At 59.7% G+C, this 21,179-nt stretch carries 17 protein-coding genes and 1 other RNA gene; 9 read left to right on the forward strand and 9 right to left on the reverse strand.

Annotated features, from left to right (window positions below; genetic code table 11):
* Genes J8Z22_RS01645 through J8Z22_RS01655 form a run of 3 tightly spaced genes read right to left on the reverse strand, consistent with a single transcriptional unit; the run spans nt 1 to nt 2,788 of the window.
* On the reverse strand, nt 1-591 hold the full coding sequence (locus J8Z22_RS01645) for a phosphoheptose isomerase (protein ID WP_028112808.1): 591 nt from the start codon (nt 589-591) through the stop codon (nt 1-3).
* 11 nt (nt 592-602) lie between these two features.
* Nucleotides 603-938 carry a YraN family protein gene (locus J8Z22_RS01650; RefSeq protein WP_252008461.1) on the reverse strand — a complete coding sequence of 112 codons (336 nt, stop codon included), beginning with the start codon at nt 936-938 and terminating at the stop codon, nt 603-605.
* Entirely contained in the window at nt 935-2,788 is a 1,854-nt protein-coding gene (locus J8Z22_RS01655) for a penicillin-binding protein activator (protein WP_245595584.1), read from the reverse strand. The genes J8Z22_RS01650 and J8Z22_RS01655 overlap by 4 nt, the downstream gene beginning before the upstream one ends.
* 60 nt (nt 2,789-2,848) lie before the next feature.
* On the opposite strand from J8Z22_RS01655, the gene rsmI reads away from it, so the two are divergent.
* From rsmI to J8Z22_RS01670, 3 genes are all read left to right on the forward strand, one after another.
* Complete coding sequence (rsmI, locus tag J8Z22_RS01660; RefSeq protein WP_252008463.1) at nt 2,849-3,688, forward strand: 16S rRNA (cytidine(1402)-2'-O)-methyltransferase; 840 nt, start codon at nt 2,849-2,851, stop codon at nt 3,686-3,688.
* Between the two features lie 19 nt (nt 3,689-3,707).
* Nucleotides 3,708-4,091: RNase P RNA component class A (gene rnpB / locus J8Z22_RS01665), an RNA gene on the forward strand.
* Nucleotides 4,092-4,878: 787 nt separating this feature from the next.
* Nucleotides 4,879-6,483, forward strand: coding sequence for a methyl-accepting chemotaxis protein (locus tag J8Z22_RS01670; RefSeq protein WP_252008465.1), 1,605 nt, complete (start codon nt 4,879-4,881; stop codon nt 6,481-6,483).
* A 74-nt stretch (nt 6,484-6,557) separates the two neighbouring features.
* Here J8Z22_RS01670 and J8Z22_RS01675 read toward each other — a convergent pair whose 3' ends face one another.
* The 3 genes from J8Z22_RS01675 to J8Z22_RS01685 form a co-directional block, all read right to left on the reverse strand.
* The gene (locus J8Z22_RS01675) at nt 6,558-8,045 is read right to left on the reverse strand and encodes a SulP family inorganic anion transporter (protein WP_028112812.1); all 1,488 of its coding nucleotides are present in this window, start codon (nt 8,043-8,045) and stop codon (nt 6,558-6,560) included.
* Between the two features lie 547 nt (nt 8,046-8,592).
* Complete coding sequence (locus tag J8Z22_RS01680) at nt 8,593-11,055, reverse strand: prolyl oligopeptidase family serine peptidase (RefSeq protein ID WP_252008466.1); 2,463 nt, start codon at nt 11,053-11,055, stop codon at nt 8,593-8,595.
* 75 nt (nt 11,056-11,130) lie between these two features.
* Entirely contained in the window at nt 11,131-11,718 is a 588-nt protein-coding gene (locus tag J8Z22_RS01685) for an aminodeoxychorismate/anthranilate synthase component II (RefSeq protein ID WP_028112814.1), read from the reverse strand.
* A 105-nt stretch (nt 11,719-11,823) separates the two neighbouring features.
* Between J8Z22_RS01685 and J8Z22_RS01690 the strand changes: the two genes are divergently transcribed.
* Nucleotides 11,824-12,852, forward strand: coding sequence for a kelch repeat-containing protein (locus J8Z22_RS01690; RefSeq protein WP_252008468.1), 1,029 nt, complete (start codon nt 11,824-11,826; stop codon nt 12,850-12,852).
* Nucleotides 12,853-12,864: 12 nt separating this feature from the next.
* On the opposite strand, the gene J8Z22_RS01695 is transcribed toward J8Z22_RS01690, so the two are convergent.
* On the reverse strand, nt 12,865-13,548 hold the full coding sequence (locus tag J8Z22_RS01695; protein WP_028112816.1) for a hypothetical protein: 684 nt from the start codon (nt 13,546-13,548) through the stop codon (nt 12,865-12,867).
* Between the two features lie 163 nt (nt 13,549-13,711).
* Complete coding sequence (locus tag J8Z22_RS01700) at nt 13,712-14,143, reverse strand: autonomous glycyl radical cofactor GrcA (RefSeq protein ID WP_028112817.1); 432 nt, start codon at nt 14,141-14,143, stop codon at nt 13,712-13,714.
* Between the two features lie 305 nt (nt 14,144-14,448).
* Here J8Z22_RS01700 and J8Z22_RS01705 point away from each other — a divergent pair, with 305 nt between their 5' ends.
* From J8Z22_RS01705 to J8Z22_RS01725, 5 genes are all read left to right on the forward strand, one after another.
* Nucleotides 14,449-15,534 (forward strand): HDOD domain-containing protein, encoded by a 1,086-nt coding sequence (locus tag J8Z22_RS01705; protein ID WP_252008470.1) that lies wholly within the window; start codon nt 14,449-14,451, stop codon nt 15,532-15,534.
* Between the two features lie 324 nt (nt 15,535-15,858).
* Nucleotides 15,859-17,076: an aspartate aminotransferase family protein gene (locus tag J8Z22_RS01710; RefSeq protein ID WP_305881810.1), complete on the forward strand. Its 1,218-nt coding sequence runs from the start codon at nt 15,859-15,861 to the stop codon at nt 17,074-17,076.
* Between the two features lie 40 nt (nt 17,077-17,116).
* Nucleotides 17,117-18,139, forward strand: coding sequence for an arginine N-succinyltransferase (astA, locus tag J8Z22_RS01715; RefSeq protein WP_252008472.1), 1,023 nt, complete (start codon nt 17,117-17,119; stop codon nt 18,137-18,139).
* 11 nt (nt 18,140-18,150) lie between these two features.
* Nucleotides 18,151-19,611, forward strand: coding sequence for a succinylglutamate-semialdehyde dehydrogenase (gene astD / locus J8Z22_RS01720; protein ID WP_028112821.1), 1,461 nt, complete (start codon nt 18,151-18,153; stop codon nt 19,609-19,611).
* A 14-nt stretch (nt 19,612-19,625) separates the two neighbouring features.
* Nucleotides 19,626-20,417 carry a DUF1338 domain-containing protein gene (locus tag J8Z22_RS01725; RefSeq protein WP_252008474.1) on the forward strand — a complete coding sequence of 264 codons (792 nt, stop codon included), beginning with the start codon at nt 19,626-19,628 and terminating at the stop codon, nt 20,415-20,417.
* 73 nt (nt 20,418-20,490) lie between these two features.
* Here J8Z22_RS01725 and crp read toward each other — a convergent pair whose 3' ends face one another.
* Nucleotides 20,491-21,126 carry a cAMP-activated global transcriptional regulator CRP gene (crp, locus tag J8Z22_RS01730; protein ID WP_028112823.1) on the reverse strand — a complete coding sequence of 212 codons (636 nt, stop codon included), beginning with the start codon at nt 21,124-21,126 and terminating at the stop codon, nt 20,491-20,493.
* Nucleotides 21,127-21,179: the final 53 nt, after the last annotated feature.

The raw sequence follows: 21,179 nt of genomic DNA on the forward strand, positions 1-21,179 counted from the left end.
TCAATCTTCCTGTTGCGGGAACAGGGTGCGATCGATGGAGTCGCACAGGCAGTGAATCGCCAACAGGTGCACCTCCTGAATGCGGGCGGTGCGATTGCTCGGCACTCGAATCTCCACATCCCGGTCGGACAGCAGGCCAGCCATGGCACCGCCGTCTTTACCGGTGAGGGCGATGATGGTCATGTCGCGGTTGACCGCCGCTTCCATCGCCTTGATGACGTTGTCGGAGTTGCCACTGGTGGAGATCGCCAGCAGGATGTCGCCGGGCTGACCCAGAGCGCGTACCTGCTTGGAGAACACCTCGGAGTAGCTGTAGTCGTTGGCGATGGAGGTCAGGGTTGACGAATCTGTGGTCAGGGCGATGGCCGGCAGGCTTGGACGCTCGGTCTCAAACCGGTTCAGCAATTCGGAAGAGAAGTGCTGCGCATCGCCGGCACTGCCACCGTTGCCGCAGGTCAGAATCTTGTTGCCATTGAGCAGGCATTGCACCATGGCGCCCGCGGCTTTTTCCAGTGACTCCGGCAGCGCCTCCAGGGCGTCAATTTTGGTCTGGATGCTTTCGGTGAAACTCTCTTTAATCCGCTCTAGCATGGATAACCCTCTTAAAATGCATTTTGAATCCAGTCGATGCGATCGCCCACTACGGTAACCACATCGAAGCGGCAGGGACGGTCATTCCAATCCCGCTGCTGTAAAAATAGGGCTGCGGTCTGGCGCAGTCGTCGTTGTTTGGCCTGGGTAACGGCGCCAATGGCGCCGCCAAAGCCCGGAGTCTGGCGGTATTTTACCTCAATAAACACCAATTCGTTACGCTGTTGCATCACTAAATCCAACTCACCCATTCGGCAGTGGAAGTTGTGGGCCACCGGCGTCAGGCCACGCTGTTGCAACCAGGTTTGCACCTGCTGCTCAACGATTTGACCTTTTTCCCGGCTCATTGTTCAGCGCGTAACTTGCCGCGGCGGTATTGAGCCCAGCCCAGCTGACGGCTGAGAACGCCCTTATCGGTGACCGCTAACTGCCCCGACAGCCCTTGAACCCGGTAGCCGGAGAACACCCGCATCTGTGCCAGGCGGTCGATCAGGGCCCAGCTGTCGTGGCCCATGGCGTACAGGCGCAACTGACTGTCGCTGCGATCCGGCCACAGAGTGTGGACCTGCTGGCGATTGGTGGTGTTGCCCAGCAGCCACGGCATGTCACTGACGTACAAGCCATCGAGCTCGCCTCGAGCCTGACGGCTGTCGCTGCGGGCATTGGCGCGACTGCTGGTGTACAGCTGTGGGGGCTCGGCGAACACCGCGATGTTGACGTCGATAAACGGCTTCAGCAGCCTAACCTCGTTGACGTCGGCCACCACGAAGATGGCGTCGATGTCGCGGCGGGAGCGGAAGTCGGCAATGGTCTTGTTGCCAAAGGCCTGTTTCACTTCGGCAATTTGAGCCAGGCTGGCATCCACCAGCAGCGCGCTGCGAACCGCCGCCTGCATGGTATCGGTGCGATCAAAGTAGTGTACTTCCACCGGCTTGCTGGTGAGGGTCTGCCAGGTGGCATCGAACTCCCTGGCCATGCGCCGGCCCACCGATGAGGCGGGAGCCAACACCAGTGGCGTGGTGCGTCCGTCCTGATACAGGCGTTCGGCCACGTGCATCGCTTCCTCTTCCGGCGACAGGGCGAAGAAGAAGTGGTTGTCTTCGTTATTGAACTCGATGCCCGGTTGATTGAGCATCAGCATCGGCAACTGCGGATCGGCGATGGCCATCACCTTGTCGACATTGGTTTTCAGCAGCGGGCCGATGATGAACTCGGCGCCGTCGCTGACCGCCTGTTGATAGGCGTCGGCCGCATCCAGCTTGCCGGTGTCGTAGAAGCGCACCTGACGGCCGGTTTCCTGCTCCAGGGCCCGGGCCAGGATGCCATCCTGAATCGACTTGGCCTGGGCGGCCACTCGGCCACTCAGGGGCAGCAGCACGGCTACGGCCTGGGGCCGGTAAGGCTGTACTGTCAGGGCCAGTTGCAGATCCGCCGGCAGATTACGGGCCGCCGGGTGCTGCGGATTATCCCGTTGCCAGCGGGCCAACTCGCCCACCAGGGTCGAGGGTTGAATGGCGAAATGCTTGGCCAGCCACGCCAGTTCCAGCCAGCCGCGCCACAGGGGATCCTGAGACTCGCCGATGGCGGTTCTCAGCTGGGTTTCATCGGCCTGGCCCAGGCTTTGCCACAGGCTGTCCTGGCTTTGCTGGCGTTCCCCCTTGGGCTGGTAGCGGGACAGGGTGTAAAACGATGCCGCCGCCGGTAGCGGTGCCGCCGACGCCTGGTACAGCTCACCTTTCAATCGGTAGTAGTGTTGCCACTGGGCGTTGCTCAGGGGCCAGTTCAGGGGCCAGTCCAGCAGAGTCAGGGCTTCGGCGCGTTTCTGAGCCGCCATCGCCTGTTCACTGAGCAGCAGCCGGTATTCCGCCTGTAACTGGGGGGCCTGGCCCAGACGCGACTCCAGCCCAGTCAGGATCTGAGCGGCGTCGGCCAGATCCCCCTGTTCGGTGTAGGCCCGGGCTGCCAGCAGCAGCCAGCGCTGCTGTTTGTCGCCCTCAGCCTGGCTGGCTTGTTGCAGGTAATACTGCGGCGTGTCGGTGACCACCCCCAGCTCAACCTGAGTCTTTGGCGCCGACGTCGGGGCGCTGGGGCCCGAGGCGCAGGAGGCCAGCAGCATGGTCAAAGCCAACAGACTGGCGGTTTTTGCCAGTTTTGAGGAGAAGTTTTTCAACACCGGAACCCACTCTGATAAAATCACAGCCAATAGTGTAACCCTCTGTCGATGCTAAACCAATCAACAGTCACCAAGAGTTTATCCATGGAATCCAAGCCAACGCTCTACATCGTGCCAACCCCCATTGGCAATCTGGACGACATTACCCAGCGCGCGCTGACGGTGTTGGCTCAGGTGGATCTGATCGCCTGTGAAGATACTCGCCACAGCGGCAAGTTGCTGAGTCACTTTGGTATTAAAACCAAAACCTTGTCGGTTCACGACCACAACGAACGGCAACGGGCGCAGTGGCTGATCAGCAAGCTGGACAGCGGCGAGTCCATTGCCCTGGTGTCGGATGCCGGTACGCCGCTGATCTCCGATCCGGGCTATCACCTGGTGTCTCAGGTGCGCGCCGCCGGCCACCCGGTGGTGCCGCTGCCGGGCCCCTGTGCCGCCACCACCGCCCTGTGCGCGGCGGGGCTGCCGTCAGACCGCTTCAGTTTTGAAGGTTTTTTGCCGGCCAAGAGTAAGGGCCGTCAGGATAAGCTGCAGGCGCTGTTGCAGGAGCCTCGCACCATGATTTTCTACGAATCGCCCCGGCGGGTGCTGGATACTCTGGCTGACGTGGTGGCGGTAATGGGGCCGGATCGGGACGTGGTGCTGGCGCGGGAGATCACCAAGACCTTTGAGACCATCGAAGGACGGCCGGCGGCGCAGCTGCTGGAATGGTTGCAGGAAGACGACAACCGTACCCGTGGTGAGATGGTGCTGATGATTGCCGGTTTCCGCATGCAGGACGATACCCTGCCGGCGGAGACGGTGAAAGCGCTGAAACTGTTGGCGCAGGAGTTGCCTTTGAAGAAGGCCGCTGCCATCACCGCCGAACTGTTCGGTCAGAAAAAGAACGCTCTGTACAAGTATGGCTTGGAGCAGGGCTGGTAGCGGGGTATACTCCCGCCTCGGAGTTGGCTAGGCAATCGCTGCCTCGTCGTTGTGTTCCTCTTTCGGGAGGGGCAGACGGGCGAGGGGGAGGAAAGTCCGGGCTCCACAGGGCAGGGTGCCAGGTAACACCTGGGAGGCGTGAGCCTACGACCAGTGCAGCAGAGAGCAGACCGCCGATGGCTCCTTCGGGAGCACAGGTAAGGGTGAAAGGGTGCGGTAAGAGCGCACCGCGCGGCTGGCAACAGTTCGCGGCACGGTAAACTCCACCCGGAGCAAGACCAAATAGGGGTTCATTGGTGCGGCCCGCACTGAACCCGGGTAGGTTGCTTGAGCCCAGGAGCGATCCTGGGCCTAGAGGAATGATTGTCCACGACAAGACCCGGCTTATCGGCCAACTCCAACCTACAACTGAAAACCCGCTGATTCGACAGAGTCAGCGGGTTTTTGTTTATAAGGGATTTACCCTGATGGCTGCAGGCAACAGCGGCGGTGCCGGGGAGAGCGTCCACTCCGCTAGCACAAGAGCGGCGGCTTATCGGCCAACGCCAACCTACAACTGAAAACCCGCTGATTCGACAGAGTCAGCGGGTTTTTGCTTTTCTGTGGTGTGCTTTGGTGGCCGCAGGCAACGGCGGCGGTGCCGGGGAGAGCGTCCACTCCGCTAACATAAGAGCGGCGGCTTATGGGCCAACGCCAACCTACAATAGAAAACCCGCTGATTCGACAGAGTCAGCGGGTTTTTGTTTAAAAGGGATTTACCCTGATGGCCGCAGGCAACAGCAGCGGTGCCGGGGAGAGTGTCCACTTCGCTAACATAAGAGCGGCGGCTTATGGGCCAACGCCAACCTGCAACTGAAAACCCGCTGATTCGACAGAGTCAGAGGGGGTTTTCCTCTGTGACGGGCACCGGGTGAGTTGTGGGATCGGTACAGCGAACGGCTTGGTGGTGTGGATGTTTCTTCAAGATAGATTGGCGCTTCGGGTCTCAAAATGGGGAAAAACATGATCCAGCTCGGCTTTGGTGTGGCGGGATCGTGGTACAACTCGCATTGAAAAATTGAACCCGCTTCACAGAATGGCGTTCAATCCACATTTTGCACTTACATGGATGGTGCATACGGTCGATATCAAGATTTGTATGCCAGAAGAATCAAAGGCGGCAGTCGATCGCCGATAAAGGAGAGGTGTTCATGGCGAACCAACTTAATCAGTGGCTTCATCAGTGTTTTAGGGCCGTCGGTATTCGGTCGGTTAAACGTCAGTTTTTGGTGATTTATGCCCTGCTGTTCCTGTTGGCATCGGTCAATGCGGTGATGTTGTACGCCACTTCAGGCAATAGTGCCGAGATGATCAATGTCGCCGGGGCACAGCGAATGTTAAGTCAGCGCTATGCCAAGGAGGCGCTGCTGGTGGTGCAGGGCGGAGTCGATCACGCTGCCCTGGACAAAACTGTGGCCCGATTTGAGCGGGCCCATCGCCTATTGCTGGAGGGGGACGCCAATCGAGGCCTGCCACCGGTATCGGAACCCGCCATTGTGCAGCAGTTGAATCGAGTCGGGGAGTTTTGGAGTAGCTATCGTCAGCAGGTGGATGCCTATTTAATGACGCCGTCGCCTCAGCAGCTGCCTCAGATTCAGGAGTTGTCGGTACAGGTGCTGAAAAACATGCATCAGGCGGTGGGGATGATGGCCTCGTCGGCCAATGCCACGGTAGCCTTGCAACAGCAGGTGGCTCTGGGCACCTCGGTGGCCATTTTGCTGATGGTGTTGCTGGGGCAGTGGTATGGCCGTTGCAGTCTGATTGAGCCCTTGGCTCAGATGGCCGTGGCGTTGCAGAAAGTCGGCCGGGGTGAGTTCTCCCACCCTATTGCCGCCACGGTGATCAGTCAAGACAACGAACTGGAGCAGCTGCACAGCGCTTACAACAGTATGTTGAGTCAGGTCAGTGCCCTATTGACCCGAATTCAGACGGTGACCGAACAGGTCGAGCAGCGGGCGTTGTCGGTTCGGCAAACCGCATTAACTGCCAGTGAAGGCATGACCCGTCAGTCTGATGAAGTGGCGCGCATTGCCCAGTCCATGAACGAGATGAATCTTACCGTGCACCATGTTACCAGTAACATTGCTCAGGCGTCGGAAGCTGCCACTCGGGCCGATGGTGAAGCCCACCTGGGCTCAGAAACGGTGGCGGACACCGCGGTAAGCATCAATGCCATGGCCTGCCAGGTGGACTCGGCCTCAGAGGAACTGTTGAAACTGGAGCAAGAGAGTCGCCAAGTGGGACGGGTACTGGAGGTGATCACCGGCATTGCCGAGCAGACCAACTTACTGGCGCTGAATGCCGCCATTGAAGCAGCACGGGCCGGAGAGCAGGGGCGTGGCTTTGCGGTGGTGGCCGATGAAGTCCGTTCCCTGGCGCAAAAAACCCAGCAGTCTACCGAGGAGATTGGCAACATCGTTCGGCGTCTTCAGAGCCAGGCTCGCAACGCAGTGTCTGTTATGGGGGAGAGTCGCGATCAGGCCCAGGGGAGTGTTCAGAAAACCGAACAGGCCAATGAAGCTCTGGGAAAAATCGTGACGTCGGTGTCGGTGATAAGCGATATGAATCGACAGGTTGCAACTGTGGCGGAGCAGCAAAGCGCGGTGGCCGAGGAGATGGATGCCAGCATGGTGAACGTGTCCAGTCTGGCTCAGGATACCTCCCAGGCGGCGGCCCGTATGCTGGCATCGGCGCAGCAGATTGAGCAGGAGATGCAGGAGCTGCACGGCCTGGTGGCGCGCTTTACTCACTTGTAATTGTGCCGGCTCTCCGGTTCCGGGGAGCCGGCCTGTTGTCCGGTTCTGGGCAATCGCCGGGCGTCGCCCCGGATTTAGTGCCCGGCCAGCAGCGCGTCCGCCTGCTCCGGTTTATGGTGCACGGCCAGTTTGTCGATGATGGCCTGGGTGGCCGGGTTCATCCCTTCCAGGTTGACCGTGGCGCCCTGGCGCCGAAACTTGATCACCACCTTGTCCAGTGCCGACACGGCGCTGATGTCCCAGAAGTGGGCCTGGGACAGATCCAGGGTGACGGTCTCCACTGTCTCTTTGAAGTCGAAGCCTTCCATAAAGTGGTCTGCCGAGGCAAAGAACACCTGGCCGATCACCTGATATTCCCGCATCGACGGCTGCGGAGTCTGGCGTTTAACCACCATCAACCGGCTGATCTTATGGGCGAAGAACAACGAGGCCAGCAGCACGCCGACAAACACGCCCAGCGCCAGGTTGTGGGTCAGCACCACGATGCAGACGGTGGTCACCATCACGACGTTGGTGGACAGCGGATGCTGTTTCATCTGGGTAATGGAACGCCAGGAGAAGGTGCCGATGGCCACCATGATCATCACCGCCACCAGCGCGGCCATGGGGATCTGTTGTAACCACGGCCCCAGAAACACCACCATCAGCAACAACCAGGCGCCGGCTGCCAGTGACGACAGCCGGCCGCGGCCGCCGGACTGAATGTTGATGATCGACTGGCCGATCATGGCGCAACCGGCCATGCCGCCAATCAGTCCGGTGAGGATGTTGGCCATCCCCTGGCCCTTGCACTCGCGGTTTTTGTCACTGGCGCTGTCGGTCAGCTCGTCCACGATGGTGGCGGTCATCATCGATTCCAGCAGGCCCACCACCGCCAGTGCCGCCGAGTAGGGCAGGATGATCAGCAGGGTGTCCAGGGTCAGAGGCACATCCGGCCACAGCAAAACCGGCAGGGTATCCGGCAATTGCCCCATGTCGCCGACGGTACGAACATCGATATGAAACACCATGGCGGTGGCGGTCAGCACCACGATGCACACCAAGGGGGAGGGGAGGGTTTTGCCGATGAGCGGCAGGTAGGGAAACAAGTAGATGATCGCCAGTCCGGCGGCCGTCATCAGGTACACCTGCCAGGAGGCACCGGTCAGTTCCGGTAGTTGCGCCAATAGGATCAGGATTGCCAGTGCGTTGACAAAGCCGGTGACCACAGAGCGGGACACAAACCGCATCAGGCTGCCAAGCTTAAGGTAGCCACAGCCGATTTGCAGGACGCCGGTGAGCACCGTGGCGGCCAGCAGGTACGCCAGGCCATGTTCTTTGACCAGGGTGACCATCAGCAAGGCCATGGCGCCGGTGGCGGCAGAGATCATGCCGGGCCGACCGCCACTGAAGGCGATGACCACCGCAATGCAGAAGGAGGCGTACAGCCCGACTTTCGGGTCGACGCCGGCGATGATGGAGAAGGCGATGGCTTCGGGAATCAGGGCCAGGGCGACCACAATGCCGGCCAAAAGGTCGGCGCGAGTGTTGGAAAACCAGTGGGTTTTTAGGTGTTTTAGCATGAATATTCCAGGTTGCACACAGCCGCACGCCCTCCAGAAAGCCTGGAAGCGACTCGGTGTGTTAACAAAAGTGACGGGCACAACAAACCCTGCAGCGAGGTGCAGTCAGTCGCAGAGGACCAGAGTGTGTGGCGCGTGAATTGGCAATGAGTGCCGAGGGGGAGGATGAATTAAGGCGGCGTAATGGACACGGGGATCGAATCGTTCTCTTGTGGATTGTGGGGGCCGCAGTGTAGCAAAAGTCGCGGTGAAGCGTCCATGTGAAATGCGGGTCACCTTCCGGGTTAGCCGGGCTAACGCCTCGAACGATTTATCCTGCTGCCGGTGTCGCCGCAGTGTTGTTGCGGGCAAAAAAGAAAATGCCCCACCAACTCCGTGGCGGGGCAAAAGTAGGACGAACACAACCATTCAAGGTAGTCACAGTGTCAGTGACAGTTTCAAGTTAACGTGATGTGATTAAATATTCAACATTTTAAAATAAATATTTAACCTTTTTTAAACCACATTTCAGTCATTGTCATTAATAGTCACCCGTGACTGCGTTTTGCTAGGGGTTGAGATTTTCCTCGAACAACTCAAAAATGCGTCGATATTCATCCAGCCAACTGGAAGGCTGGCGGAATCCATGCGGTTCCACCGGGTAGATGGCGGTCTCAAACGTCGGCTTTTCCAGTTCAATCAGGCGCTGCACCAGGCGAACGCTGTCCTGGAAGAATACGTTGTCGTCCAGTACGCCGGTCATGATCAGCAGCGGTTTCTCCAGCCCCTGGGCAAACTCGATGGGCGAGCTGCGTTCGTAGGCGATGGGATCGACCTGCGGCGTATTGAGAATGTTGGAGGTGTAGCCGTAGTTGTAGTGGGCCCAGTCGGTGACCGGCCGCAGGGCGGCACCGGCCTGAAACGCCTGAGGCTGGGTAAATAGGGCCATAAAGGTCAGAAAGCCGCCGTAGGATCCACCGTAGGTGCCGACGCGCTGCTCATCCACCTGCAGCGCCTGGGCCATCCAGTTGACCCCATCGAGCATGTCTTCCACCTCGCTGTGGCCCATGTTGCGGTAGATGGCGGTGCGCCAGTCGCGGCCATAGCCCTTGGAGCCGCGGTAATCGATGTCCATCACCACGTAACCCTGCTGAGCCAGCAGGTTGTGGAACATGAACTCACGGAAATAGCCGGACCAGCCATAGTGGGCATTCTGCAGGTAGCCGGCACCGTGATTGAAGATCACCGCCGGATAGCGGCCCTGCCGCTTCTTGCTGTCGTTCTGTGGACGGTAGATGCGGGCGTACACCGGTTTGTCCTGATGGCTGGAGGGGATGGCGACCACTTCTGGCGTTTGCCAGGCGTAATCAAGAAACGCGTCGCTGCTGGTGTGAGTCAGCTGGCGGGCCTGGCCGCCAATGGGCTGAATGAACAGCTCCGGCGGGCGGGTGCGGCTGGAGGCGCTCAGCAGCAGCTGGCTTTCGTCCGGGCTGAGCCGGTAGTCCAGTCCCCCTTTGAGGTCGGTCAATTGCTGAATGTCGCCGCTGGCGGTGGCCACGCTGAACACCTCGTACTGGCCCGGGTGGTTGGCGTTGGCCTTAAACAGAAACTGGCTGCCATCGCGGCTCTGGGTCAGGTTGGAGACCACGTACTGCCCCTGGGTCAGGGCACGGGCCTTGCCATTCAGCGGCTTCAGATACAGCTGCGAGTAACCGGACTCCTCAGACAGGTAGTACAGCGATTCGCCATCGCGGCTCCAGCCAAACTCATTGTGGGTGTAGTTGACCCAGGCGTCGTCATGGAGTCGATGCTGACTGGTCAGGGTGCCCCGCTGCAGATCGACGGTGGCCAGCCAGCGATCCTTGTTGTCGGCACCGGCCTCCACCATCACCGCCAGCTTGCTGCCGTCCGGTGACCACTGAATGGCGCTCTGCTCCCAGCCCCAGTCCTGCATCAGCCGCAGGGTGCGCAGCGCCTTGGTCGACTGGTATTTTTCGCCATTGCGGGCGGCATTTTCCCGCTTCACCTCGGCCAGAACGTCGGCGTCGAAACCGGGCAGTCCTTCCCAGCTGACGTCGGTATGCTGGCCGGTGTCAGTATCCAAAATCACCAGTCGCTGCGAGGCCACTTCGGCTTCGGCGACCCGGGCGCGGGCTTTGACCGCCTCGACGTAGCCGCGTTTATCCAGGTAGTTGGGCATGATGTCGTGGTCTTTGCGCCAACTGCCGTCTTTGTCGGTGACCACCGCCAACAGGTAGCGCCCTTGGGGAGACGGGCTCAGGGTTACCAGCTTTTCGCTGCCATTGAGGTAGAACGGGCGCGGCGCCAGGGTCGGATCCGCCTGTTGGCGCTGCTGCTGACGTTGGGCCTTGTCGGCGGCATCAAGGTACTGCTTGTCGACGTAGCGGATCAGCCGCTTCTGTTGCTGGGCCAGGTAACTGTCCGGCACCTTGGTGGCATCCGGTTTCTGGCCGAACACCAATTCGCTGTGCAGCCGGGTCAGGCCTGAGCTGGGATCGATGCGAAATAGCTTATTGCCACGGCGGATCAGCAGTTGGTTGTCCAGGGTAAAGCTGAAGTCATCCAGGGCACTGCTGTCCCGGGTCAGCTGACGCGGGCTACCGTCGGCAAGATCCATCACCATCAGGTTGCCTTCGTACAGCCAGGCGGCCAGTCGACCGTCTTCGCTCAGGCGCTTGTGTTCGGCCCGGTGCCACTGTGGGTAGGCCAGGGCCTCGGTGTGGCCTTGCGTGTCCACAAAAAACGGTACGCTCAGTTCAGAGCCGGCCTGTTTCTGCCAGTAAAAGAGGCCACTGCCGTCCAGGGCCCAGCTGGGGTCTTGCGGGGCGTTGCCCATCCAGTCCGGGTTGGCCATGATCCGCTTCAGGGTCAGGGGTTGGTCAACGGTCAGTGGTGCCAGTGCCGGCAGGGTGACGGCGGTGGCGGGGGAGGGGTCGGTGAAGGTGGGGGTGACCGAGGCGCAGGCCGTCACCAGGCTGAGCGTGCAACCCAGTCCAATCCATTTTTTCATTGTTGTGTTTCCTTCATGGGGGATAACTGTGGGTTATATCACACCTTGAAGGGCAGCTTAAAAGTTCGCGCCGGCTCAGTTGTGGCTGTTTTGTTTCAAGAAGTTATTCAGCAGTGTCAGCCCCTGTTCGGTCAGGATCGATTCCGGATGGAACTGCACCCCCTCCAGTGGCAACTGCCGGTGACGAAAGCCCATGATCTCTTGCTCGCCGGCGGCGTTGTCGCACCAGGCGGTTACCGTCAGGCACTCCGGCAGACTGGCAGGGTCCACCACCAGGGAATGGTAGCGGGTGACCCTCAGCGGCTGGTTGAGGCCCTGAAACACGCCGCGGCCATTGTGGTTGATCAGCGAGGTTTTGCCGTGCATTACGGTGTGGGCCCGCACCACCCGGGCTCCCAGGTGCTGGGCGATGGTCTGGTGGCCCAGACAAACGCCAAGAATCGGAATTCGGCCGGCAAAGTGGCGCACCAGCGCCAGCGACAGTCCCGCTTCATTGGGGCTGCAGGGGCCGGGGGAGATCACCAGGTAGTCCGGCGCCAACGCTTCGATCTCCGCCAGACAGGTCTGGTCGTTGCGACGCACCACCACTTGCTGCCCCAACTGCTGGAAATACTGCACCAGGTTGTAGGTGAAAGAGTCGTAGTTGTCGAGCATCAAAAGCATGCGGTCATCCGTTGTCTGCGGTTGCTGGGGGTAGTCGGGCGGTGGCATTCTACCTGTCCGGCACGCCAAGATCACCTTGGGGTGCACCATCAGTATGAGGTAAGGATGTCTCTGTTTGCGCTTTTGTTGGCGACGGCGCCGCTGTCGCTGCCCCCCATGCCTGAGCCGGTCAGTAACAACGCGGTGGCTGGCGTTCACGTCGATGGCCGAAATTACCTGCTCAGTTTTAATGGTTTGGGGTCGAACAAAGACCACCGGGATGTGCACAACCGGGCCTGGGCACTGGCGCTGGATGGCGTCTCCCGTTGGCAGTCATTGGCTCCGGTACCCGGCCCGGGGCGATTGGCGTCGGTGGCGGTGGGCATCGGTGAATCGGCGTATGTGTTCGGTGGGTACACGGTGGCGGCAGACCACTCTGAGGTGTCGCTGGCGGACGTATGGCGGTTCGATGTGGCCAGCAATCGCTATACCGCGCTGGCGCCCATGCCGGTGCCGGTGGATGATGCGGTAGCGGTGGCTTATCAGCAGCGCTACCTGTACCTGATCAGTGGCTGGCATAACGACGGCAACGTCAACCTGGTGCAGCTGTATGACACCCACACCGATCGTTGGCAGCAGGCCAGTCCCTACCCGGGCACGCCGGTATTTGGCCATGCCGGTGCCCTGGCCGGCAATAGCCTAGTGGTGTGCGACGGTGCCAAAGTGGTGTATCACGAGAGTCGGCGCCGCAGTTTTGCCGCCGAACCGGGCTGTTACCGGGGCGAGATTGATGCCGATAATCCGGCTCGCATCGACTGGCGCCAGGCTGCGCATCACAGCGGTGTGGCCCGATACCGAATGGCCGCCATTGGCCTGCCCGAGCGCGGTGAGCTGTGGTTTATCGGTGGTACTGAGACCCCGTACAACTACGACGGTACCGGCTACGATGGCATTGCCGCCCGTCCCAGCGATCGCATCAGCGTGTATGAGCTGGCCAGTGACCGCTGGCGCAACCATCAGGATGCGGTGGCCACGATGGACCACCGCGGTGCCCTGAAGCTGGGGCAGCAGTTGTTGATACTCGGCGGTATGGGGCCGCAGCAGCGGGTGCTCAACACGGTGCGTCAGATTCCGTTGTCGGCGCCTAACCCCTGATTGCCGCCACGGTTACAGGTCTTTTTCTGCCGCTTCCGTCAGGCCTTCACTGGCGTCTTTGATCAGGGTAATGGGCGCGGTCAGTACCCCTTTGACCGAGCCTTGGACCACCCCTTCGGTGGCTTTGGCCACCACTTGCTCGGCGTCTTGAGTCAACCGCTGTGCTTCAGCCAGCACCTGGGGCGTCAGGGTACGGACCTCGGCGGACTCCGCTAACAGGGCTGGAATGGTGTGATCCTGCAGTTGTCGGCTCTGGGCCAGCAGCGCCGGAATGGTGTGGTCCTGCAGTTGTCGGCTCTGGGTCAGTAGCGCCGGAAGGCTGTGTTCGTTGATCAGCGCCACTTGAGTCAGCAGCGGCGGCATCACCTGAGTGCGAATCAGGGTCACCTCGTTGAGGATCGCCGGTACCGTCTGCTGCTGGAGCCGGGTCACCTGCTCCAGCAGCGCCGGCAGCTGTCGGTTAACGGCTTCCACTTGCTTGAGGGCGCCGGGCAGTTGCTGATTCACCCGTTCCGCCAGAGTCAGCCAGCGGCCGATTTGCACGCTCTGCTCCAGAGTCTGAACCTGCTGCACCAGTTGCGGCAGTTGCTGGCGAACCTGACGCACCTCCTGGCCGACCTGAATCAGGGCAAAAGCCAGGTAGGCGATGGCGGCGGCCAGGGCCAGCTGGACGATCGGTTTCAGTGTGGCTGTCATGATGCGGCTTCCGCTCCGTAGGGTTGTCACTGCTCTAACGCGATGAAAATGGGGGGGATTTCTGTATGAGGCGAGTGTATCACGTTGGCGGTGGGCGACGGCAGGGGCAAACAACAACGCCGCTCGGTGAGCGGCGTTGTGGGGGTAAGCGCGCAGGGCGAACTTACATGCTCTGGGTAAAGGTACGGGTGATGACGTCCTTTTGCTGTTCCAGAGTCAGGGCGTTGAAACGCACGGCATAGCCGGAGACGCGAATGGTCAGCTGGGCGTTGTCCGCCAGCAGCGCATGGTCGTCGTCGTTGGCGGCACCGGCTTCGACGCGCTCGCGGGCGTCCATTAGCTGCTGCAGAACTTCACGCTTGAGCACGTTGACGTTCAGGTGCTGACCGCCTTCACGGCCACTGGTGGTTTGACCTTCAACCGGCAGCTCCCGGTACTCAAACTCACCCAGTTGATCCAGAGAAACCGTTTCATCGGCTTGGTACTGGTCCTTGGCGGCCAGGCAGCGGGCTTGCTGTGCTTGCTTATCGATGAGCCAAATACTGCCTACCAGAGAAGCAGTTGCGGATTGTGTAATTTGAATACCTGTAACCATCTTCATACTTCCTATATTGAGGATTGGGTCAAGATTACGACATTCAAACCGCATTGACACATGATCAATTTCGTGGTGGTAAATGAAATCCACTCATCCGACAGGGTTTTTGCTTCATGTGAACCGCTGCTAATCCAGCTGTCACGGGCGCTGCAGCCGGATTTGGGTGTTGGAAAAATGATCAGAAAAAGCCGCTAACCCCCCGGAAAAGAAGTTGAAATTGAGTAAATTGATGCAGATTTTTAGTGCGGTTCCGGTAAATGCTTATGTTATAAATGGGACAAAATCATCGACACCGAGACTCCGTGAACGCCCATCTTCCCAAGCCTGAGGTTCTGCAAAACCTCGAACGCCAGTTCTGGCAATACCAAAGTCTGGCCGAGCCGGTGTTTTCCAACAAGCCCTCCATGGACGACGAAGTGGCCTTCGTCTGGCGACATAAACTGGCGGTGGAGCGGGCGGCAGAGTTCAAGCGAATCCAGAGAAACCGTCAGCGGGACGAGCAGGAGCAGCGGCTGAGGCTGTTCTTTGATCGGGCCTATGCCGCCGAGCTGGATCGGCACCTGGAGCAGCCGCAATGGCTGCAGCGGGATCTCGGCATTCAGATAACTCAACTGGAGTTGCTGGAGGAGTTGCTGGACGACGATGGCGACATTCGCCGCCTCAGTCGCCTGATTGAGGCGGACATCTGGCTGAGTAAGGCACTGATTCGACACATCAACTCCAATCGATTCGATTTTCGGCGGGTCAATGACGTTCAGGATGTGCAACTGGCGATCAACTACCTCGGTTACGAGCGACTGCGCAATCTGTTGCCCGGGTTGATCTTCGAGCATTGGAGTTGGTCACCGAACCAGAGCCAGGGAATTCATCAACGCAAACTGTGGCGCTGGTGCCGGTTGATGAAGACCCGCAGCGCCCATTGGTTGAAGCTGGAGGAGTTGGATCCGCAGACTGCGCGGGTGTATTCCTGTGTGTTTGCCCTGGGGGCGATTCTGGTGCACCGTCAGGCCACCACTCTGTATCAGAGTATGCGCCAGTCCTGGCTGAGCCAGGCACGGTTGGAGTCCGGCAGTGAGGTGTATGAGGGGGTGCGGTTCTTACGGATGCCTTGTCAGCCCATCGCCGGGCACCTGCAGCAGCACCTGAAAGTGGCAGAGGCCTTTCTGCAGGGGATCGGCTATCAGGGCCGGTTTCTTGCTCTGATGCAGGGGCTACAGACGCCCTGGTTTAACAGCGATGCCGAGGCGCGCGCCCTGAGCCGGGCTTTTGGTGAGGTGGTGTACCTGACACTGGGCAGTCGAGTGATCAAGCAGGTGGAGGGGTTGGAGGTGATCACCGCCTATTATCAGATCCCTGAGGCCCGAGTAACGGCAGCGGTACGTTCCTGAAGCGGGTTTTTTCGCTGCATAGGCGGTCGTATTTGCTGCATGACTAAGTGAAACCAGCCTTTGGTGAAAGTTTTTTCGCTTAAATGCTAATAACTTGCATTAAGCCACGGCACGTCTATAAAAACAGCGGCTTAAATAATGTTCGTGAACGAAAGCGGGAAAAATCAGTGCCTTTTATGGTGAATAATTACCCTTTTTAGGCCGTTTTCTGTACCAGCCCGCAGTTTTGACTGCATTGCTACAATTTTATATGGTTGGTTGTTATCAGAATGATAATTAGGTCACGTTTGCATCCCCTGCAAAACAAAAGACCAAGGAGAATTTATGACAATGCAATCAACGCTAAACCGTGCTCTTTTCGACCAGGTAATGGTACCAAACTACAACCCTGCTGCGGTGATCCCCGTTCGTGGCCAAGGCAGCCGGGTCTGGGACCAGGAGGGCCGGGAGTTCATCGATTTCGCCGGAGGCATTGCCGTTAATTGTTTGGGCCACTGTCACCCTGCGCTGGTGGCGGCCCTGAAAGACCAGGGTGAGAAGCTCTGGCACCTGTCGAACGTGATGACCAACGAACCGGCCCTGCAGTTGGCCAAGACGCTGACCGATGCCACCTTTGCCGAGCGCGCCTACTTTGCCAACTCCGGCGCCGAAGCCAACGAGGCGGCCCTGAAGCTGGCTCGTCGTTGGGCACTGGAAAACGGCGGTGAGCAGAAAGATCAGATCATCGCCTTCACCAAAGCCTTCCACGGCCGCACTTTCTTTACCGTGACTGTCGGCGGCCAGCCGGCCTACTCTGACGGCTTCGGTCCTAAGCCGCAGGGCATCGACCATATCGAGTTCAACGACCTGGCGGCACTGGAAGCGGTGATCTCCGATCGCACCTGCGCGGTGATGATGGAGCCGATCCAGGGCGAGGGCGGCATCATTCCGGCCACTCAGGCGTTTATGGAAGGGGTGCGGGCCCTGTGTGACAAGCACAACGCCTTGCTGATCTTCGATGAGGTTCAGACTGGCGTTGGCCGTACCGGCAACCTGTACGCCTATCAGCACTACGGCGTGGCGCCGGACATTCTGACCACCGCCAAGGCGCTGGGCGGCGGTTTCCCTATCGCGGCCATGCTGACCACCGCCAAGATTGCCGAAAGCCTGAAAGTGGGCACCCACGGCTCCACCTACGGCGGTAACCCGCTGGCCTGTGCGGTGGCGAACGCGGTATTGGGCGTGGTCAATACCCCGGATGTCCTGGAAGGGGTGACGGTCAAGCATCGTAAATTCCTCGAGGGCCTGAATGCCATCAACGACAAGTACCAGGTGTTCAGCGAAGTACGGGGCCAGGGACTGCTGATTGGCGCGGTGCTGAATGACGACTTTGCCGGCCGCGCTCGAGATTTCCTGGTGGCGTCGGCGGACGAAGGCCTGATGTGCCTGGTTGCCGGTGCCAATGTGGTTCGATTTACTCCCTCTCTGGTCATTAGCGACGAAGAGATCGAGTTGGGCCTGGCACGCTTTGAAAAAGCCGTTGCCAAAGTGAAACTGGGCTAACTCCCTCCCCGCCAGGGGCGGGCTGGAGTGGAGACCGGCCATGCTGAAAGTACGACCGATTGCGGAGCGGGATTACCCCGCCCTGCTGCAAATTGCTGAGGATTCCGGACACGGATTCACCTCGTTGCCCATCGATGAGACCTTGCTGAAAAGCAAGATCCAGCGATCACTGCGCAGCTTCGCCAGGCAGGTGGAGGTGCCCGGTGATGAACTGTACCTGATGGTGTTGGAAGACACCGGCAGTGGCGATGTGGTGGGCACCTGTGCCATAGAAGCGGCGGTGGGCATCGAAGATGCCTTTTACCACTACCGGTTGGGGAAAGACGTGCATGTCTCGCCGCAACTTGGGATTCGCCGTGAAGTCAGCACCCTGACCCTGTGCAACGACTACACCGGTGCCGCCGAGCTGTGCACCCTGTATCTGAAGCCGGATTGGCGCAAAGACGACAATGGCCGCTTCCTGTCCATGTGTCGTTTCCTGCTGATGGCGGCCCACCCGCAGCGCTTCGGCGACAAGGTGATCGCCGAGATGCGTGGCGTCTCCGATGGCGACGGATCGTCGCCGTTCTGGCAGTGGCTGGAGCGGCACTTCTTTGGCATCGATTTTCCCACTGCCGACTACCTTACCGGCATCGGTGACAAGGTGTTTGTGGCTGAGCTGATGCCCCGCCACCCCATCTACGTCAACCTGCTGAGCCCGGAGGCCCAGGCGGTGGTGGGTGAGGTGCACGACAACACCCGTCCGGCACTGCGGTTGCTGGAGAATCAGGGCTTCCGTTGCCAGGGCTACGTCGACATCTTCGATGCCGGACCGACCGTCGAGTGTCAACGGGATCAAATCAAAGCGGTGCGGGAATCCGCCAGCTATACCCTCAAAGTCAGCGAGCACACCAGTGACGCCAACCTGATCGTCTGCGGCAGCGAACTGGCGCAGCTGAGTATCATTAAAGCCAATGCCCACATCGATGCCGAGGCCGGGGAACTGACCCTGAAGCCTGCCGATGCCAAGGCACTGGGATTAACCAACGGGGCAAAAGTCTGGGCCCTGGGACTGAACCGATAAGGATATAACCGATGAGTCTTTTTATTAATGGCCAGTGGGTCGAGGGGCAGGGTCATGAGATGCAGTCTCTTAACCCGGCCACCGCCGAGGTGATCTGGCGTGGCCACAGCGCCACTGCGGCTCAGGTCAGCGACGCGATTCGAGCGGCACGAGCGGCCCAGTTTGCCTGGTTCAGTCAGGGCATCGACGCCCGCCTGCAGGTGATTGAAGCCTACAAGGGGCAGCTGGAGCAGAACAAGGAGCAGATGGCAGTGACCATCGCCGAGGAGACCGGTAAGCCACTGTGGGAGACTCGCACCGAAGCGGCGGCGATGATCGGCAAAATTGGCCTGTCCATTACCGCCTACCACGAGCGTACCGGCAGCAAGGAGGGGGAAACCCCGGCTGGGCGTGCGGTGCTGCGTCATAAACCCCATGGGGTGGTGGCGGTATTTGGCCCGTACAACTTCCCCGGCCACCTGCCCAATGGTCACATCGTGCCGGCACTGATTGCCGGTAATGCCGTGGTGCTGAAGCCGTCGGAGCAGACGCCGAAAGTGGCGCAATTGATGCTGACTCTGTGGCAGCAGGCCGGTTTGCCAGACGGTGTCATCAACCTGGTACAGGGTGAGCTGGAAACCGGCAAGGCGCTGGCGTCCGACATCGACATCGACGGCCTGTTCTTTACCGGCTCCTCCCGCACCGGTCACCTGTTGCACCAACAGTTTGGTGGCGAACCGGGCAAGATTCTGGCGCTGGAGATGGGCGGTAACAACCCGCTTATCGTCCGCCAGGTGGCCGACGTCAAGGCGGCGGTGCACGACATCATTCAGTCGGCCTTTATCTCCTCCGGACAGCGCTGCACCTGTGCCCGTCGCCTGTACCTGCCGCGGACCGCACAAGGGGAGGCGATCCTCGAGATGCTGGTGGCGGCCACGGCCAAGATTCGCGTCGGTGAGTACAACGCCGAGCCTCAGCCGTTCATGGGGTCGATGATCTCCGCTCAGGCGGCTGCCGGGATGGTGGAGGCGCAGCAGCGTCTGCAGCAACTGGGTGGTCAGTCGCTGATCGAACTGGCGCCACTGGTGCCCGGCACTGGCCTGGTTAACCCGGGTATCATCGATGTGACCGCCATTGCCGAGTTGCCGGACGAAGAGTACTTCGGCCCGCTGCTGCAGGTGATTCGCTACGACGAGTTCGATGAGGCCATCGAGCTGGCCAACCGGACCCGTTACGGCCTGTCGGCGGGACTGCTGTCCGATGATCGCTGTGAGTGGGACTATTTCCTGGCGCGCAGCCGTGCCGGTATCGTTAACTGGAACCGCCAGATCACCGGGGCCGCCGGTTCGGCGCCGTTTGGAGGCATTGGTGCCAGTGGCAACCACCGGGCCAGCGCCTATTACGCCGCCGACTACTGTGCCTATCCGGTGGCGTCGGTGGAAGCGGACAAAGTCACTCTGCCAGCAACGCTGGCTCCGGGTCTGGATCTTTAAGGAGCGTTTGCGATATGGACATCAATACCCTGTTTAACCACATGTGGCAGGACTACCTGCATCAGTGCCCCAGTGCCGATGCCATTCATCGGTTGCTGGGCAAGGGCGAGGCGATCATCAATGACCACGTGGCGTTCCGTACCTTCCGGGCACCGGGGCTGGGCATCGACAAATTGGCTCAGCACTTCCTGGCGTTGGGCTACGAGGCCAAGGGTGAGTATCACTTCGAAGCCAAGAAGCTGTATGCCCGTCATTACGAGCATCCGGATGCCCGTCAGCCTAAGGTGTTTATCTCCGAGCTGATGCTGGAGCAATGCAGCGAGGCGCTGCAGGCCACCGTGGCCAAACTGGTGGCGCAACTGCCACCGGGCTACACCGACGAGGTGGCGCACCTGTACGGGGGCGCGCCCTGGCAGGTGACCCAGGAGCAGTATCGCAGCCTGCTGGCGGAGAGCGAGTACGCCGCCTGGTTGTCGGCCTTTGGTTTCAGAGCCAACCACTTCACGGTCAGTGTCAATGACCTCAGTGGCTTTGACACCCTGGAGGCCGTCAATGAGGCCCTCAAGGGGGCGGGATTTGTGCTCAACAGCGCCGGGGGGGAAATCAAAGGCAGTGCCGAGGTGTTGCTGGAGCAATCCTCCACCATGGCCGATAAGGTGGCGGTGGCGTTTAACGATGGGGCGCTGGAGATTCCGGCCTGCTTCTATGAGTTTGCCCTGCGCTACCCCATGGCGGACGGTGCGCTGTACAGCGGCTTCGTGGCGGCCTCGGCGGACAAGATCTTCGAGTCCACCAACGCCGGTTGATCGCCGTTTTCCGGACAGAAAAAAACCTCGCCAAGGCGAGGTTTTTTTTATGCCATTGTCAGGGCGGTGTTCCTTAGCGGGTACCGTACACAACAATGGTCTTACCGTGGGCCTGAATCAGGTTCTGCTCTTCGAGCATCTTCAGGATACGACCAACGGTTTCACGAGAACAACCAACAATCTGGCCGATCTCCTGACGGGTAATCTTAATCTGCATGCCATCAGGGTGGGTCATGGCATCAGGCTGTTTTGCCAGGCTCAGCAGAGTCTGGGCAATACGGCCGGCAACGTCGAGGAAGGCCAGATCACCGACTTTCTGAGAAGTGTTCTGCAGGCGGTTGGCCATTTGAGCAGACAACTTCATCAGGATGTCAGGGTTAACCTGAATCAGCTGACGGAATTTCTTGTAGGAGATCTCTGCGATTTCGCACGGAGACTTAGCGCGAACCCAAGCGGTACGTTCGGGCTGCTCTTCGAACAGTCCCAGCTCACCGATGAAGTCACCCTGGTTCAGGTAGGACAGGATCATCTCCTTGCCCTCTTCATCTTTGATCAGTACAGCCACTGAACCCTTTACGATGTAGTACAGGGTGTCAGACTCTTCGCCAGCGTGGATGAGCGTGCTCTTCGCTGGGTACTTATGAATGTGACAGTGAGAGAGGAACCACTCTAGAGTAGGATCCGGTTTTGGCTTGCCGATAAGCGCCATAAGTGTTGTCCCTCAGTTTGGTAAGGAAAAGATAAACAACTCAGAATTCTAGG

The sequence above is a fragment of the Ferrimonas sp. SCSIO 43195 genome (assembly GCF_023716685.1).
Lineage (GTDB): Bacteria > Pseudomonadota > Gammaproteobacteria > Enterobacterales > Shewanellaceae > Ferrimonas > Ferrimonas kyonanensis.

Excerpts from the sequence above, each read along its gene's own strand:
- J8Z22_RS01645 (WP_028112808.1), bottom strand. The coding sequence starts at position 591 with ATGCTAGAGCGGATTAAAGAGAGTTTCACCGAAAGCATCCAGACCAAA.
- J8Z22_RS01650 (WP_252008461.1), bottom strand. The coding sequence starts at position 938 with ATGAGCCGGGAAAAAGGTCAAATCGTTGAGCAGCAGGTGCAAACCTGG.
- rsmI (WP_252008463.1), top strand. The coding sequence starts at position 2,849 with ATGGAATCCAAGCCAACGCTCTACATCGTGCCAACCCCCATTGGCAAT.
- J8Z22_RS01670 (WP_252008465.1), top strand. The coding sequence starts at position 4,879 with ATGGCGAACCAACTTAATCAGTGGCTTCATCAGTGTTTTAGGGCCGTC.
- J8Z22_RS01675 (WP_028112812.1), bottom strand. The coding sequence starts at position 8,045 with ATGCTAAAACACCTAAAAACCCACTGGTTTTCCAACACTCGCGCCGAC.
- J8Z22_RS01680 (WP_252008466.1), bottom strand. The coding sequence starts at position 11,055 with ATGAAAAAATGGATTGGACTGGGTTGCACGCTCAGCCTGGTGACGGCC.
- J8Z22_RS01685 (WP_028112814.1), bottom strand. The coding sequence starts at position 11,718 with ATGCTTTTGATGCTCGACAACTACGACTCTTTCACCTACAACCTGGTG.
- J8Z22_RS01690 (WP_252008468.1), top strand. The coding sequence starts at position 11,824 with ATGTCTCTGTTTGCGCTTTTGTTGGCGACGGCGCCGCTGTCGCTGCCC.
- J8Z22_RS01695 (WP_028112816.1), bottom strand. The coding sequence starts at position 13,548 with ATGACAGCCACACTGAAACCGATCGTCCAGCTGGCCCTGGCCGCCGCC.
- J8Z22_RS01700 (WP_028112817.1), bottom strand. The coding sequence starts at position 14,143 with ATGGTTACAGGTATTCAAATTACACAATCCGCAACTGCTTCTCTGGTA.
- J8Z22_RS01710 (WP_305881810.1), top strand. The coding sequence starts at position 15,859 with ATGACAATGCAATCAACGCTAAACCGTGCTCTTTTCGACCAGGTAATG.
- astA (WP_252008472.1), top strand. The coding sequence starts at position 17,117 with ATGCTGAAAGTACGACCGATTGCGGAGCGGGATTACCCCGCCCTGCTG.
- astD (WP_028112821.1), top strand. The coding sequence starts at position 18,151 with ATGAGTCTTTTTATTAATGGCCAGTGGGTCGAGGGGCAGGGTCATGAG.
- J8Z22_RS01725 (WP_252008474.1), top strand. The coding sequence starts at position 19,626 with ATGGACATCAATACCCTGTTTAACCACATGTGGCAGGACTACCTGCAT.
- crp (WP_028112823.1), bottom strand. The coding sequence starts at position 21,126 with ATGGCGCTTATCGGCAAGCCAAAACCGGATCCTACTCTAGAGTGGTTC.